The sequence below is a fragment of the Kitasatospora sp. NPDC005751 genome (assembly GCF_040630835.1).
GTDB lineage: Bacteria > Actinomycetota > Actinomycetes > Streptomycetales > Streptomycetaceae > Kitasatospora.
In genome coordinates this window covers 40,903-55,356 of record NZ_JBEXYC010000045.1, presented here as the reverse complement: position 1 = coordinate 55,356, position 14,454 = coordinate 40,903, and the positions used below count along the sequence as shown (strand labels likewise).

Here is a 14,454-nt window from a genome sequence, read left to right as displayed (position 1 = left end):
CGCGGCCACCGTGCTCGACCAGACCGCCCGGCACGAGAGCCACCGGCCCGCCGTCCGGGCCCTGGTCCGGGACTGGACGAGGTCCGACTCGGTCCCGAAGGGAACCCGGCCTCTCGGCGTTCAAGGGGTTGCTCAGGCGCCCTTGGCGGCTTCCTTGAGCTTGGAGCCCGCGCTCACCTTGGCGCTGTAGCCGGCCGCGATCTGGATCGGCTCACCGGTCTGCGGGTTGCGGGCGGTGCGGGCAGCGCGGTGGGTGCGCTCGAAGGTCAGGAAACCGGGGATGGTGACCTTCTCGTCGCCCTTGGCGACGACCTCGCCGACGATCTCGGCGAAGGCGGCCAGAACGGCGTCGGCGTCCTTGCGGGTCACCTCGGCGCGCTCGGACAGCGCGGCCACCAGCTCACTGCGGTTCATGTGTACTCCTGTGGTCTGTTCGCTTGCGGTGTGCGGGGGCCCATCGGTGCTCCCCTCCGGGGGCACCCGGACAGGCCGCAGGTCCGCACACAGTGCTCATTCAGGCAATGCGTGGTCGCAGGCCGGGTTCGCGCCCTGTGCCGCGGTCGGTGCCGTCGACGGCCCGTCTGCCTGCCTGGATACGAATCCTGCCCCGACCGGCCCCGAGAAAGCCAATCGGGCCCCGGCCGTGCCACCCGAACAAAGCCCGCCCGCCGGAGGTGTGACGCTCCGTCGGCTCCGGCGGACCGGGCGCGGGCGGCGGTCGGGACGACGCGCCGGAAGACCAGGGGGACGTTCCGTACTTGTCGGACACGCCTGCCCCGTGCAGGGCTACCGTACGCCCTAGGCCCGACAAGCCCAAACACGCCCCTCGCCCTTGTGTCGCAAGGGTTCGGGGCGGACTTGGGCGGGTAAGGACGCTAATCGGTCATTTGACCGATCCGCGACACCTGTCGCGTACCGCCATCAGAGCTTGAAGACGGGGAAGGACGAGGTGTCGAGCGTGCCGACGATGCCCGGGGTCGGCCGGGACGGCGCCTGCTCCTCCTGGGGGCCGGCCAGGGCGGCGTCCCGGACGGCGGCGGCCACGGTCTTGGCGACGTCCTTGTGGAAGACGCTCGGGATGATGTAGTTGGCGTTCAGCTCGTCGTCCGCGACGGTGGTGGCCAGCGCGCGGGCGGCGGCGATCATCATCTCGGTGTTGACGGTCCGGCTCTGCGCGTCCAGCAGGCCGCGGAAGACACCCGGGAAGACCAGCACGTTGTTGATCTGGTTCGGGAAGTCGCTGCGGCCGGTGGCGACCACCGCGGCGGTCTGGCGGGCGATCGCCGGGTCGACCTCCGGGTCCGGGTTGGCCAGCGCGAAGACGATCGCGTCCTCGGCCATGGTGGCCAGGTCGTCGCCGTCCAGCACGTTCGGGGCCGAGACGCCGATGAAGACGTCGGCGCCCGCCACGGCCTCCTTGAGGCTGCCGGTGCGACCCGAGCGGTTGGTGTGCTCGGCGATCCAGCGCAGCGAGTCGTTGAGGTCCTCACGGCCCTGGTGGACCACGCCCAGCACGTCCGCGACGGTGGCGTGCTCGACGCCGGCCGCCAGCAGCAGCTTGAGGATCGCCGTGCCGGCGGCGCCGGCGCCCGACATCACCACCCGGATGTCGCCGATCTCCTTGCCGACCACCTTGAGCGCGTTGGTCAGCGCCGCCAGCACCACGATCGCGGTGCCGTGCTGGTCGTCGTGGAAGACCGGGATGTCCAGGGCCTCGCGCAGCCGGGCCTCGATCTCGAAGCACCGCGGCGCGGAGATGTCCTCCAGGTTGATGCCGGCGAAGCCGGGGGCGATCGCCTTGACGATGGCCACGATCTCGTCGGTGTCCTGGGTGTCCAGGCAGATCGGCCAGGCGTCGATGCCGGCGAAGCGCTTGAACAGGGCCGCCTTGCCCTCCATCACCGGCAGCGCGGCCGCCGGGCCGATGTTGCCCAGGCCCAGCACCGCGGAGCCGTCGGTGACCACGGCGACGCTGTTGCGCTTGATGGTCAGGCGGCGGGCGTCCTCGGGGTTCTCGGCGATCGCCATGCAGACCCGGGCGACGCCCGGGGTGTAGATCATGCTCAGGTCGTCGCGGTTGCGGATCGGGAGCTTCGAGGACATCTCGATCTTGCCGCCGAGGTGCATCAGGAAGGTGCGGTCCGAGACCTTGCCGATCGACACGCCGTCGATCGTGCGGAGCTTCTCGACGATCTCCTCGCCGTGCGCGACCGAGGACGCGGCCACCGTCACGTCGATCCGCAGGGCCTCCAGGCCGGAGGCGGTCACGTCGAGGCCGGTGACCGAGCCGCCGGAGGACTCGACCGCCGTGGTGATCGCACTGACGGCGTTGCCCCTGGCCGGGACCTCCAGCCGCACCGTGATCGAGTTGGAGACACTGGGCACCGTCGCCATCGACGTTTCCTTCTTCCGTCCGTCAGCTGCTTCAACAGAATGTTGAAGCCCTTCGCCTGCGCATGCTAGACCTCGATCGTCGCACCTACCAGGGCGAAGCCAGAAATAACGTTCATTGAGTGTGCGGACTCGACAACTTCTTGCCTCCCCGGGCAGATGCGTTACATTGGACGGGACACCGGCTCGATCCAAGCCCCCGGGCCCAACCTTCGTCCCTTCGAGGGACCACTTGCCGCGAGGCGAGCATGGCGGGTCGGTGTCATCAACGTCTGAAGGCCCCTCACCACCGGTGAGGGGCCTTCTTCGTGCCCGCGGCACGCGACGGTCGGTCAGCCGTGCAGCAGCGCCGGCACCCCGGCCGCGTCCGGCAGGTCGTCCGGACCGGAGAGCACCGTCAGCCGCTGGGTCGCCCGGGTGAGGGCCACGTAGAGCACCCGCAGACCGGCCTCCGACTCGCCGGCGATCCCGGTCGGGTCGGCCACCACGGTCGCGTCGTACTCCAGGCCCTTGGCCTCCAGGCTGCCCAGGGCCACCGCGCGGGCGCCCAGACCCTCGATCCAGCCGGCCGCCTCGGCCCGCCGGTCCATCGGCACGACGACCGCCACGGTGCCGTCCACCTCCGCCAGCAGCCGCTCCAGCTCCGCCCTGGCCGCCGCGCCGAAGGCCCGGGGCGACGGATCGGTGACGGCCGCGAAGCGCGGCTCCACGCCGACGTGGCGCACCGCGCTCGGCGAGGGCGTGCCCGGGGCCGCCAGCGCCAGCACCTTGGCCGCGACCTCGGCGATCTCGGCGGGGTTGCGGTAGTTCACGGTCAGCGTGAACCGCCGGCGCGGCTTGCCGGCCAGCACCTCGTCCAGCGCGGCCTGCGCCTCCTGCGGGAACGGCCAGGAGGACTGCGCCGGGTCGCCGACGATCGTCCAGGTGGCCATCCGGGCGCGGCGCCCGATCATCCGCCACTGCATCGGGGTGAGGTCCTGCGCCTCGTCCACGATGATGTGCGCGTACTCGGTGCGCTCCACCGGCACCTTCTCCCGCTGTCTGGAGCTGCGGTCGGCGAAGGTGGTGACCTCGTCCAGCCCGCTCAGCAGGTCCACCGCGTCCACCTCGCGGACCTTCGGGCGGGCCGCCTCGCCGAGCAGCACCTGGAGCTCGTCCACCAGCGCGACGTCGTGCGCCGACAGCGCGCCCTCGCCGCGCTCGGACAGGTGCCGCCAGGAGCCGGCCAGCACCCTGGCCTCCTCCGGGGTGACGGCGCGACGGGCGATCCGGTTGGTGTGCCGGCTCTGCTTCAGCGTGGCGAGCACCCGACGCGGGGTCAGCGCGGGCCACCAGGCGTCCAGGAAGTCCAGGAACGGCGCCTCGTCCGAGACGTAGTCGTCGAAGGACTCCTTCTCCTCCTGGCGCTGCTCCCGGGCGTAGTGGTCGGCGGGCCTGGGCAGGTGCCGGGTGAGCTCCTGCCAGAGGGCGTCCAGCAGCAGCCTGCGGGCGCGCGGGCGCAGCAGGTTCAGCGGGGTGCCGCCGGAGCCGATCACGTGGCCGCGGACGGCCTTCAGCCGGCCGGCGTCCAGCCGCAGCACCTCGCCGCGGGCGACCACCTTGAGCTCCTGCGGCGCGCCCAGCTCCAGGGCGCCCCTGGCGGCCCGGCGCAGCAGCTGCGTCATCCGGGCCGAGCCCTTGATCCGGGCCGCCTCCGGGGTGTCGTAGGTGCCCGCCTCGATGCCGTCCACCAGTGAGCCGACCGCGCGGACGGCGACCTGCCCCTCCTCGCCGAGCGAGGGCAGCACGCCCTCGGTGTAGGAGACCAGCAGCGGGGTCGGGGAGACCACCAGGATGCCCCCGGCGTAGCGGCGGCGGTCCTGGTAGAGCAGGAAGGCGGCGCGGTGCAGGGCGACGGCGGTCTTGCCGGTGCCGGGGCCGCCGGTGACCAGGGTGGCCCCGGCCGCGGCGGCGCGGATCACCTCGTCCTGCTCCTTCTGGATGGACGAGACGATGTCGCGCATCGAGTGGCTGCGGGCCCGGCCGAGCGAGGCCATCAGCGCGCCGTCGCCGACCACGGCCAGCTCGCGGCCGTCCAGGGTGGGGGTCAGGTCGGGGCGGAGCAGGTCGTCCTCGACCCCGATCACCCGGCGGCCCTTGGACCGGATCACCCGGCGGCGGACCACCCGGCCCGGCTCCAGCGGTGTGGCGCGGTAGAAGGGCGCCGCCGCGGGCGCCCGCCAGTCGATCACCAGCGGGCCGTACTCGGCGTCCAGCACCCCGAGCCGGCCGATGTGCAGCGTCTCGGCGACGGCCGGGTCGGCCGGGTCGAGCGGGGTGTCCGAGGGGATGCCGTGCTCCTCCGGCGCATCGGCCTGCTGGAGGTCGATCCGGCCGAAGAGGAAGTCCTCGAATTCGTTGTTGAGCCGCTGGAGGTGCGCGCCGGCTCGGTACACCTGGGCGTCGCGCTCGGCGAGCGCGCCGGGGGTGCCGACCTGCACGCGCTTGGCGGCGTCCTCCAGGATGTACTCGGCCTCGGCGAGCTTCTCCTCCAGGCGGTGGTAGACCGTGTCGAGGTGACGCTGTTCCCCGGCGATCTCCCGCTCGCGGACGGTCTCGGAATCGGTGACGGCGGTGGTGTCCGTGTTGCTCTGCATGGCCTCGGTGGTTGCGGCGGAGTACTGGGTGGAGCCGGTCTCGCCCAAGAAGCCCCCCGACGTACGTCCTGCGATGGATGGGGTCCGGCCCGGCGAAACGAGCGGACGGAAAATCCTACGCCCCCACCCCTCCCCCGCGCCGCACCAGGGCCGGAATGTGGCGCGGGAGGCTCCGGACGGGGCCGGGGACGCACGAAGGCCGCCCCCCGCTGAGCGGTGGGCGGCCTTCGATCTTCAAACATGGGGTGGTGGAGATGCCGGGAATCGAACCCGGGTCCAGTGGAGTGGATTCAGGACTTCTCCGAGCGCAGTCCGCTGTGATTTTCTCGGCCCTGGCGGTCACGCGGACAAGCCGCCAACAGGCCCAGCTGCTGTTTGATTTCCCCTCCACCCCCGCAGCCCGGGTGGACGGTTGAGTTCCCTAGATTATGCCAGGGTCCGGGTCGGGAACTCCCCGGTCTGACACCCAAGCGCTATCGGTGCTTATTAGGCAGCGAGAGCGAACTGCTGGGAATCGCGCTTAGAGTTGGCGATTATTTGTTTGCGACAGATGGTTAACGAGATCATTGCCGCGTTCCTCGGCTCGCTTCTCCTGTTTCGACTTCCCCTGTCGAAACCGATCATCCCCATGTTCTGTTGAGAAACAACTCGGACGGCGAACCGTCCGTGGTGCTGGCGCCATACTACGCGAGGCGGCCTGCGAGGGTCCAGCGGATTAACTCCGACGTGGCCGCCGGGTCACTGCTGGCGCCGCCGGGCGGCGGCCACGGCGCGGGCCGTCTCGCGGGTGTCCTGCTTCTCCCGCAGCGTCTGGCGCTTGTCGTACAGCTTCTTGCCGACGGCGAGTGCCAGTTCGAGCTTCACCCGGCCGTCCTTGAAGTACAGCGAGAGCGGGATCAGGGTGTGGCCCGCGTCCCGGACCTTCGCCTCGATCTTGTGGATCTCCAGCCGGTGCAGCAGCAGCTTGCGCTTGCGCCGCGCGGCGTGGTTGGTCCACGTCCCCTGGGTGTACTCGGGGATGAAGACGTTGTCGATCCAGGCCTCGTGGTTCTGGATGTAGGCATAGCCGTCGACCAGGTTGGCCCGCCCCTCGCGCAGTGACTTGACCTCGGTGCCGGTGAGCACGAGACCGCACTCGTAGGTGTCGAGGATGGTGTACTCGTGTCGCGCCTTCTTGTTCTGCGCGATCAGCTTGTGTCCGGTTTCCTTTGCCATAGCGCCGCCATTCTCGCACCTCGACGCGGTGGCGGGCAGCTCCTTTACCCGCGGTGCCTCAGGTCCGGGTGCCGAGGCCGGCGAGCACCCGCAGGGCCAGCGCGCCGGCGTCCTCGGTGCCGGACGCGGGCACGTCGGGCACCAGGCCGACGCCCTCCGGGGAGCGGCCGGCGGGGGTGTAGTAGCGCCCGACGGTCAGCTCCAGCACCGCGCCGTCGGCCAGCCGGCTGGGCTGCTGGACGGTGCCCTTGCCGAAGGTCCGGCCGCCCACCACGACGGCCCGGCTGCGGTCCTGGAGGGCGCCGGTGAGCAGCTCGGCGGCGCTCATGGTGCCGCCGTCCACCAGCACCACCAGCGGGGTGCGCTGGTCGCCGCCGGGCGGGGCGGTCAGCTCGCGCGTCCCGCCGCGCTCCTGGTAGGAGCCGACCGGGCCGCCGTCCAGGAAGACCGCGGCGGTGCCGGCGGCCTCCTCGACCAGCCCGCCGGAGTTCCCCCGCAGGTCGAGCACCACCCCGTGGGCGCCGTGCACGGCGGCGCGCACCTGCTCGGCGACGCCGCTGGTGAAGGCCCGCACGGTGATCCGCACGACCCCCTTGTCCAGCCGCTCCACCGCGACCTGCTGACTGTCCAGCAGGGCCCGCCGCAGCCGGACCTCGCGGACCTCGCCATCGCCGCGCCGGACGGCCAGGGTCACCTCGGAGCCGGCCTGGCGCTCGCCCTCGCGGCCGCGCAGCCGGGCGACCACTTCGGTGACCGGCAGCCGGTCGGCCTGGTCCGCGTCGATCGTCAGCAGCCGGTCGCCCACCGCGATCCCGGCGGCGGCGGCCGGACCGGCCGGCAGCACCTGGGAGACGGTGGTGACGCCGTCCTGGCCCCGGCCGACCGAGAGGCCCACGCCGAGGTAGCGGCCGTCCAGGCCCTGACTGAACTCGGCGTACTCCCGCGCGCTGTAGTAGGCGCCCCAGCGGTCGCCGGTGGCGCCGATCAGGTGCTCGGCCTGCTGCTCGGAGAGGGCCGCGCCGGCCGGGTCCTGGCCGGCCCCGACCGTGGCGACGGCGGCCGGGGCCGCGTCGCCGGAGGGGCGCGGGTGCGGCGCGGCCGGGTCGCCCCAGGCACCGGTCGCGGCCCCGGCCAGCAGCACGGCGCCGAACACCAGGCTGAGGGTGACCACCTGACGTGCTCTGCGCGGAGTTTCTGGCATGGCATCGGAGTGTAGGCGCAGCGTGCGGGGCGGTGGGCCGGATCGGCCGACGGCGAAACCCCGACGGCCCCGGACGGCGCAGTGCCGTCCGGGGCCGTCGGGGCCGTGCGGGGTCAGACCTTGAGGTACTTGCGCAGGGTGAAGAACGCCGCGATGCCGGCCATGCCCATACCGACCACCACCAGCAGCGGTATCACCGCCAGCACCGAACCGAGCCCGATGAAGTGGATGAACTGCACCCGCTCGGCCAGCCAGCTGTGGACGAAGAAGTGCCCGCCGAGCAGCAGTCCGGAGGCCATCACCGCGCCGAGCAGCGCGGCGAACGCCGCCTCGGCGATGAAGGGCATCTGGACGTAGAAGTTCGAGGCACCGACCAGGCGCATGATGCCGGTCTCGCGCCGCCTGCTGAACGCCGACACCCGGACGGTGTTCACGATCAGCAGCAACGCGACGAAGAGCATCAGCACCATGATCACGAAGGCCGCGGTCTGGAGGCCGTTCAGCAGGCCGAACAGGTTCTCCAGGATCTTGCGCTGGTCCTCGACCGACTTCACCCCGGGCTTGCCCGCGAAGGCGCTCTGGATGACGTCGTACTTGGTCGGGTCGTTCAGCTTCACCCGCCAGGACTGCGGGATGGCCTCCGGCCCGAGGACGGAGATGAGCGGGTTGTCCGGGTTCATCTCCTTCCAGTGCTTGTAGGCCTCGGCGGAGTCCTCGAACACGGAGGACTGGACGACCGAGTCCATCTTGTCGAGCTGGGTCTTGATGTCGGCGATCTGCTGGTCGGTGGCCGCACCCGCCTGGCACTGCGGCGAGTTGCGGGCATCCGCCTTGGTGCAGAAGTAGATGCTCACCTCGACCTTGTCGTACCAGTACCCCTTCATGGAGTTCACCTGGTCACGAACCAGCAGGGAGGCACCGGCGAGGGCGAGGGAGAGCGCGACACTGACGACCACCGCGATGGTCATCGTCAGGTTGCGGCGGAGACCCACACCGATCTCCGACAGGACGAACTGGGCGCGCATGCGGGTAACAACTCCAGGGTCGGTTGCTGGTCGGGCGAGACGGGCCGGCGGCCTACGGGATCAGTGCTGGTACCCGTAGACGCCGCGGGCCTGGTCGCGGACCAGCAGCCCCTTGTCGAGTTCGATGACGCGCTTGCGCATCTGGTCGACGATGGCCTGGTCGTGCGTGGCCATCAGCACCGTGGTGCCGGTGCGGTTGATCCGGTCCAGCAGCTTCATGATGCCGACCGAGTTCTGCGGGTCGAGGTTGCCGGTGGGCTCGTCCGCGATCAGCAGCATCGGGCGGTTCACGAACGCCCGGGCGATCGCGACGCGCTGCTGCTCACCACCGGAGAGCTCGCCCGGCATGCGGTCCTCCTTGCCGCCGAGGCCGACCAGGTCCAGCACCTCGGGCACCACCTTGTTGATGGCGCTCTTGGGCTTGCCGATCACTTCGAGGGCGAAGGCCACGTTCTGCGCGACCGTCTTGTTGGGCAGCAGGCGGAAGTCCTGGAAGACGGTGCCCAGCTGGCGGCGCATGTGCGGCACCTTCCAGTTGGACAGCTTGCCCAGGTCCTTGCCCATCACGTGCACCTCGCCGGTGCTGGGGCGCTCCTCGCGCAGGCACAGGCGCAGGAAGGTGGACTTGCCCGAGCCGGACGAACCGACCAGGAAGACGAACTCACCCTTCTCGATCTCCAGCGAGACGTTGTCCAGGGCGGGACGGTTCTGCTTGGGATAGGTCTTGGAGACGTTGTCGAATCTGATCACGGCTGCATCACGGAGGCCATCCTAGGCGGCGCCAGTCCTCGGTCGGTCCACCCCGGGCGCCCGGCCCGGGGGCGGGCGGCGGGAGCGGAAAGGGCCGCTCCCGGCTTGGGACCATACGCGAACCGGCGTCCGGCTCGCAGGGCCGGTCCGGGACGGAAGCCTCATCTTGGGAGACAATGTCCGGTTATGCCCGGAAAATTTGGGGGCATCTCACAGCCCGGGGGCCGGAACGGTCGGAACCTGGCAGAGTGGAGGTGGTGGCCGGGGCCGGCCACTCCCCCGCACAGGGCAAGAACAGGAACCAAAGCCCCGTCCGGTGCGTTGGCAGTAGCAGCGAGGAGGAGATCGCATGACCTGCGACCATCTGGTGTGCGCCAACTGCAACGGCCGCGTGAGCGATGGCCGCTGCCCCGTGTGCCGCGCCAACCGGGCCCGGCTGCAGGAGCAGCAGGGTCCGTTCGCCGCGCTCTCCCCCGTGATGCTGCTGGCCCTGCTGGCCGGGCTGATCGCGGTGGCACTGATCGCCCGGCAGGCGCTGGCCTGAGCCACGACGGACAGCCGGAAGGCCCCCGACGGATCTCCGTCGGGGGCCTTCCGTCGTTCACGCTCAGTTCGCGGCGGTCTCGCGCTGCTTGCGCCAGCGGATGCCGGCCTCGATGAAGCCGTCGATGTCGCCGTCCAGCACGCCCTGCGGGTTGCCGACCTCGTACTCGGTGCGGACGTCCTTCACCATCTGGTACGGGTGCAGCACGTAGGAGCGCATCTGGTTGCCCCAGGAGCTGCCGCTGTCCTTCAGCGCGTCCATGGCCGCCCGCTCCTCCTGGCGCCGCCGCTCCAGCAGCTTGGCCTGGAGGACGTTCATCGCGGACGCCTTGTTCTGGATCTGCGAGCGCTCGTTCTGGCAGGAGACCACGACGCCGGTCGGGAGGTGCGTGATGCGCACCGCCGAGTCGGTGGTGTTGACGCCCTGGCCGCCGGGGCCGGACGCGCGGTAGACGTCGATCCGCAGCTCGGACTCGTCGATGTCGACGTGGTCGGACTGCTCGACGACGGGGAGCACCTCGACACCGGCGAAGGAGGTCTGCCGGCGGCCCTGGTTGTCGAAGGGCGAGATGCGGACCAGGCGGTGGGTGCCCTGCTCGACCGAGAGGGTGCCGTAGGCGTAGGGCGCCTTGACGGTGAAGGTCGCGGACTTGATGCCGGCCTCCTCCGCGTACGAGGTGTCGTACACCTCGGTGGGGTACCCGTGCCGCTCGGCCCAGCGCAGGTACATCCGCATCAGCTGCTCGGCGAAGTCGGCGGCGTCCACGCCACCGGCCTCGGCACGGATGTTGATCAGCGCCTCGCGGGCGTCGTACTCGCCGGACAGGAGGGTGCGGACCTCCAGCTCCTCGACCGCCTTCATGACGACCCCGAGCTCCTGCTCGGCCTCGACGCGGGTGTCCGCGTCGTCCTCAGCCTCGGCGAGCTCGAACAGGACGCCCAGGTCGTCGATGCGGCTGCGCAGGCCTTCGACGCGGCGCAGTTCACCCTGGAGGAAGGAGAGCCGGCTGGTCACCTTCTGCGCGTTCGCGAGGTCGTCCCACAGGTCGGGGGCGGCTGCCTCCTCCTCCAGACGCGCGATGTCGGCCCGGATCTTGTCCAGGTCGAGGACTGCCTCGATCGACCCCATGGTCGTGTCGAGGTTCTTGAGCTCTTCGGAAGGATCGACGGCTGCCACGCACCCAGGGTAATGGTTCCGGGGGGGCACCTGGCGACACCGGGGTCGCCGGGCCTCCTACGGGGCCCGCGGCGGCGCGGAGTGGACGGCCGGACGGGGCGCCTGCCCGCCCTCCGGCGCGGTGGCGGCGAAGGCGGTCCAGGCGGCGGCCGCACCGGCCAGCAGCAGCACGGTGGCCAGCAGGACGGCCAGCAGCCGGCGGCGGCGCAGCAGGGCCTGGCGGTCCCGGCGGTGGGTGGCGCCCGGGGCGGTGCGCTGCGCCCGGGACTCGGCGGCGTAGGAGGCCAGCTCCTGCGCGGAGGGGCGGCGCAGGCTGGTGTGGGTGTCCCGGGTGGAGTCGGGGGCGACCCCGGGCACCAGCGGGACGGCCGGGCCGCGGCGGCGCTTGTGGGCGCCGGGGGCGGCGTCCACCTCGGCGTACACCGCCTCGCCGGGGGTCAGCTGCTCCTCGGCCGGGGTCCGGCCCTGCTGCGGGACGGCGAGCACCGGCAGTCCGGCCAGCGCGGGCAGCTGCTCGCGGAGCCGGGTGGCCAGCTCGGCGGCGCGCAGCCGGGAGGCCGGGGCCTTGGCCAGGCACTCGGCGATGATCCGCCAGAGGCCGTCGGGCAGCCCCGGGACGGGCGGCACCTGCTCGGTGACGTGGCGGCGCAGCACGGCGCCGGTGTGGCCGCCGCCGAACGGGGTGGAACCGGCCAGCAGCTCGTAGAGCACGGTGGCGAGCGCGTAGATGTCGACGGCGGCGCGCGGCTCCAGGCCCTCGATGATCTCGGGGGCGAGGTAGTCGGGGGTGCCGATGATCCGGGTGGCGCGGGTCCGGCGCGGGGCGTCGACCAGGCGGGCCACGCCGAAGTCGGTCAGCTTGGCGCGCGGGGCTCCGCCGGGGCCGGGCGCGGCGGCGAGGTCGAGCAGGACGTTCTCCGGCTTGACGTCGCGGTGGACGATGCCGGCGGCGTGCGCGGCGGCCAGGCCGTCGGCGACGTCGGCGATGACCGAGACGGCGGTCTGCGGGGCGAGCGCGCCGTCGCGCTCCAGCCGGGAGCGCAGGTCGGTGCCCTGGACCAGCTCCATCACCAGGGCGAGGTCGCTGCCGTCGACCACCATGTCGCGCACGCCGACCACCCGGGGGTGGTCGAGGCTGGTCAGCGCGGCGCGCTCCTGGACGAAGCGGCCGACCAGGACCTGGTCGGCGGCGAGGTCCTCGCGCAGCAGCTTGACCGCGACCGGGCCGTCCGGGCCCTCACCGAGCCAGACCGTCCCGGCGGAACCCCGGCCGATCACCTGGTGGACGGTGTAGCGGCTGCCGATCTTGCGTGCCAATGCTGCTCCGTGGGCGGCGGGAGCGCGCGGGGGAGGGTCCGGTGCGCTCGGTGGGGCGGGACAACAGCGACCAACCTACGCGCCCGAACGCCCTTCGCGGGCCGCCTGAGGGCGCTCGGCGGGCACTGACGGGCGAGAAATCTCGTGGATTGTCGATAAAGCGTCAATGTTGCCGCCGGGCCCGGCCCCTGGCGCGGCGCCGGGCCCCCGCGGTCAGCTCTTGGAGCTGCCGACGATATTGCTCACCCAGTCGCTCGCCCTGCTGAACCAGTCCTGGACGTCGGCCCAGTACTGCGGGAGCGGTGTGAAGTTCCACAGCGCCACCGCCGCCACGGCCAGCACCAGCAGCACCATCAGACAGCCCTTGAGGCAGCCGAGGCCCGGGATGTACATCCGGTTGCGGCTGCGCCGGCGCGGCTCGCGGGCCGGCGCGGCCTCCCGCCGGGCGGGCTCCGGCGGTGCCTCGCGGCGCTGCGGGGGCTCCCGCCGCTGCGGGGCGGGCGGCTCCGCCCGGCGCTGCGGCGCGGGCGGCGGCGGGGCCTGGTAGCCGCCGGGCGGGCCGGCCTGCGGCTGCTGCCGCCCGTAGGGCTGCGGGGCCTGGTTGTGCTGCGGGGCCTGGTTGTAGCCGCCCGGCGGCTGCGGGCGGCCACCGGGGGCCTGGCCCCCCTGCCCCGCCTGGTAGGGCGGCGGGGCCACCGGCGGGCGCTGGGCGTAACCGGGCGGCGGGGCCTGCTGGTAGCCGCGCGGCGGCGGCTGCTGGGGGTAGCCCTGCGGCCCCTGCGGCCGGGGCTGGCCGCCCTGGTCGGCCCGGCCGCCCGGTCGGGCCTGATACGGCGGCGGAGCGACCGGCGGAGCCTCGAAGTCCGCCGGGTCGAAGTAGCCGATCTCGGTCTGCTGGTTGCGGTCGCGGGCGGCGCGCAGCTGGCTCTGCCAGGGGTGCGGCGCCTCCGGCTGCGGCGGTCCCGGCGGGGTGGGCGGCATCACCTGGGTACGGTCCGCGGCGCCGTACGGGGCGGCCGGCGGCGGCTGGGTGCCCATCACCCGGGTCGCGGCGGCCGGGTCGTAGTGCTGCCCGCCCGGCTGGCCGGCCGGCAGCACCTGGGTCCGGTCCTCCGTACCCGGCCCGCCCGCGGCGGCGTCGGGCAGGACGCCCGGCGGGTTGCCCGGCACGGCGGCCGGCTGCGGGTCCGGCAGCAGCAGCGCGCCCACCGCGAGCGCCGCGTCCACCGCCGCCGGGGAGGCGTGCACGCCGACCCCGGCCGCGACCACCCGCAGCGCGCGGGCCAGCGCGACGGCGCTCGGCCGCTGCGCCGGGTCCTTGCGCAGGCAGCGCTCGATCACCGTCCAGAGCGGGTCGGGCATGGTGGAGGGCCGCTGCGGCTCCTGGGCGAGGTGCGCCTGGAGGATCTGCAGCGGGCCGTCGCCCTGGAACGGCTGGCGGCCGGTGACCAGCTCGTACAGCATGATCCCGGCGCCGTAGACGTCCACCGCGGAGGTCTGCGGGCGGCCCTCGGCGGACTCGGGCGCGACGTACGCCGGAGTGCCGACGAACTCGTGGGTGCGGGTGATGCCGGGAGAGTCGGCGAGGCGGGCGATGCCGAAGTCGGTCAGCATCGGGTGCATCTGCTCGGTGCCGTCCACCATGGTGGAGGCGAGCAGCACGTTGGCCGGCTTGAGGTCGCGGTGGACGACGCCGTCGGCGTGGCTGGCCGCCAGCGCGTCGGCGACCTGGGCCATCAGCAGGGCGCCGGCGATCGGGCTGAACGGGCCGTTGCCGCGCAGGTAGCGGGCCAGGTCGGGGCCCTCGATCAGGTCCATCACCAGGGCCAGCAGCTCACCCTCGACCACCAGGTCGCGGACCTTGACGATGTTGGGGTGGGTCAGCCGCAGCAGCAGCGAGCGCTCGCGCAGGAAGCGCATCACGACGTCGGGGTCGGCCGCGAGCTCCTCGCGCAGCACCTTGATCGCCACCGGCTGCCCGGGCTCGCTGCCGGGCACCGCGACATCCGCGCGGACCCGTCCGCGCCAGACGGTGCCGGTGGCCCCCCGTCCGAGGGTCTCCTCAAGCAGATACTTGCTGCCGACTGGCCGCACCTGTCGCACTCCTCGCCGTGCCGCCCGCGCGGGGCGCTCCTCCGCAGGTGCGGTGAGCCTGCCGGGCCCGTGTTGCGGCCACTCTAACCGGGTCCGTTCACGTTT

11 protein-coding genes and 1 other RNA gene are annotated in these 14,454 nt (G+C 72.6%); 1 reads left to right on the top strand and 11 read right to left on the bottom strand.

Annotation, left to right across the window (positions count from 1 at the left end; genetic code table 11):
• Positions 1-132 precede the first annotated feature (132 nt).
• The 8 genes from ABZ497_RS28265 to ftsE form a co-directional block, all read right to left on the bottom strand.
• Entirely contained in the window at positions 133-414 is a 282-nt protein-coding gene (locus tag ABZ497_RS28265) for an HU family DNA-binding protein (protein WP_030059737.1), read from the bottom strand.
• Between the two features lie 507 nt (positions 415-921).
• Positions 922-2,394: an NAD-dependent malic enzyme gene (locus ABZ497_RS28260; RefSeq protein ID WP_329487878.1), complete on the bottom strand. Its 1,473-nt coding sequence runs from the start codon at positions 2,392-2,394 to the stop codon at positions 922-924.
• 329 nt (positions 2,395-2,723) lie between these two features.
• Complete coding sequence (locus ABZ497_RS28255) at positions 2,724-5,027, bottom strand: UvrD-helicase domain-containing protein (RefSeq protein ID WP_329492116.1); 2,304 nt, start codon at positions 5,025-5,027, stop codon at positions 2,724-2,726.
• A gap of 246 nt (positions 5,028-5,273) precedes the next feature.
• Positions 5,274-5,655, bottom strand: a transfer-messenger RNA (tmRNA) gene (gene ssrA, locus ABZ497_RS28250).
• Positions 5,656-5,765: 110 nt separating this feature from the next.
• Entirely contained in the window at positions 5,766-6,242 is a 477-nt protein-coding gene (gene smpB / locus ABZ497_RS28245) for an SsrA-binding protein SmpB (protein WP_329487879.1), read from the bottom strand.
• Positions 6,243-6,300: 58 nt separating this feature from the next.
• Positions 6,301-7,443, bottom strand: a complete 1,143-nt coding sequence (locus ABZ497_RS28240; protein WP_359809222.1) for a S41 family peptidase — start codon at positions 7,441-7,443, stop codon at positions 6,301-6,303.
• A 113-nt stretch (positions 7,444-7,556) separates the two neighbouring features.
• Entirely contained in the window at positions 7,557-8,468 is a 912-nt protein-coding gene (ftsX, locus tag ABZ497_RS28235) for a permease-like cell division protein FtsX (protein WP_329487881.1), read from the bottom strand.
• Between the two features lie 60 nt (positions 8,469-8,528).
• On the bottom strand, positions 8,529-9,218 hold the full coding sequence (ftsE, locus tag ABZ497_RS28230) for a cell division ATP-binding protein FtsE (protein ID WP_329487882.1): 690 nt from the start codon (positions 9,216-9,218) through the stop codon (positions 8,529-8,531).
• Between the two features lie 349 nt (positions 9,219-9,567).
• On the opposite strand from ftsE, the gene ABZ497_RS28225 reads away from it, so the two are divergent.
• Positions 9,568-9,762 carry a hypothetical protein gene (locus ABZ497_RS28225; RefSeq protein ID WP_329487883.1) on the top strand — a complete coding sequence of 65 codons (195 nt, stop codon included), beginning with the start codon at positions 9,568-9,570 and terminating at the stop codon, positions 9,760-9,762.
• Positions 9,763-9,825: 63 nt separating this feature from the next.
• Here the strand turns inward: ABZ497_RS28225 and prfB are convergent, their stop codons facing one another.
• The 3 genes from prfB to ABZ497_RS28210 form a co-directional block, all read right to left on the bottom strand.
• Positions 9,826-10,938, bottom strand: a complete 1,113-nt coding sequence (prfB, locus tag ABZ497_RS28220; RefSeq protein WP_329487884.1) for a peptide chain release factor 2 — start codon at positions 10,936-10,938, stop codon at positions 9,826-9,828.
• Between the two features lie 57 nt (positions 10,939-10,995).
• Positions 10,996-12,255, bottom strand: a complete 1,260-nt coding sequence (locus tag ABZ497_RS28215) for a serine/threonine-protein kinase (protein WP_359809219.1) — start codon at positions 12,253-12,255, stop codon at positions 10,996-10,998.
• A 213-nt stretch (positions 12,256-12,468) separates the two neighbouring features.
• Entirely contained in the window at positions 12,469-14,349 is a 1,881-nt protein-coding gene (locus ABZ497_RS28210) for a protein kinase (RefSeq protein WP_359809218.1), read from the bottom strand.
• Positions 14,350-14,454 lie beyond the last annotated feature (105 nt).

What these genes read in the sequence shown, in the direction of transcription:
- ABZ497_RS28265 (WP_030059737.1), bottom strand. Translation starts at nt 414, where the DNA reads ATGAACCGCAGTGAGCTGGTGGCCGCGCTGTCCGAGCGCGCCGAGGTG.
- ABZ497_RS28260 (WP_329487878.1), bottom strand. Translation starts at nt 2,394, where the DNA reads ATGGCGACGGTGCCCAGTGTCTCCAACTCGATCACGGTGCGGCTGGAG.
- ABZ497_RS28255 (WP_329492116.1), bottom strand. Translation starts at nt 5,027, where the DNA reads ATGCAGAGCAACACGGACACCACCGCCGTCACCGATTCCGAGACCGTC.
- smpB (WP_329487879.1), bottom strand. Translation starts at nt 6,242, where the DNA reads ATGGCAAAGGAAACCGGACACAAGCTGATCGCGCAGAACAAGAAGGCG.
- ABZ497_RS28240 (WP_359809222.1), bottom strand. Translation starts at nt 7,443, where the DNA reads ATGCCAGAAACTCCGCGCAGAGCACGTCAGGTGGTCACCCTCAGCCTG.
- ftsX (WP_329487881.1), bottom strand. Translation starts at nt 8,468, where the DNA reads ATGCGCGCCCAGTTCGTCCTGTCGGAGATCGGTGTGGGTCTCCGCCGC.
- ABZ497_RS28225 (WP_329487883.1), top strand. Translation starts at nt 9,568, where the DNA reads ATGACCTGCGACCATCTGGTGTGCGCCAACTGCAACGGCCGCGTGAGC.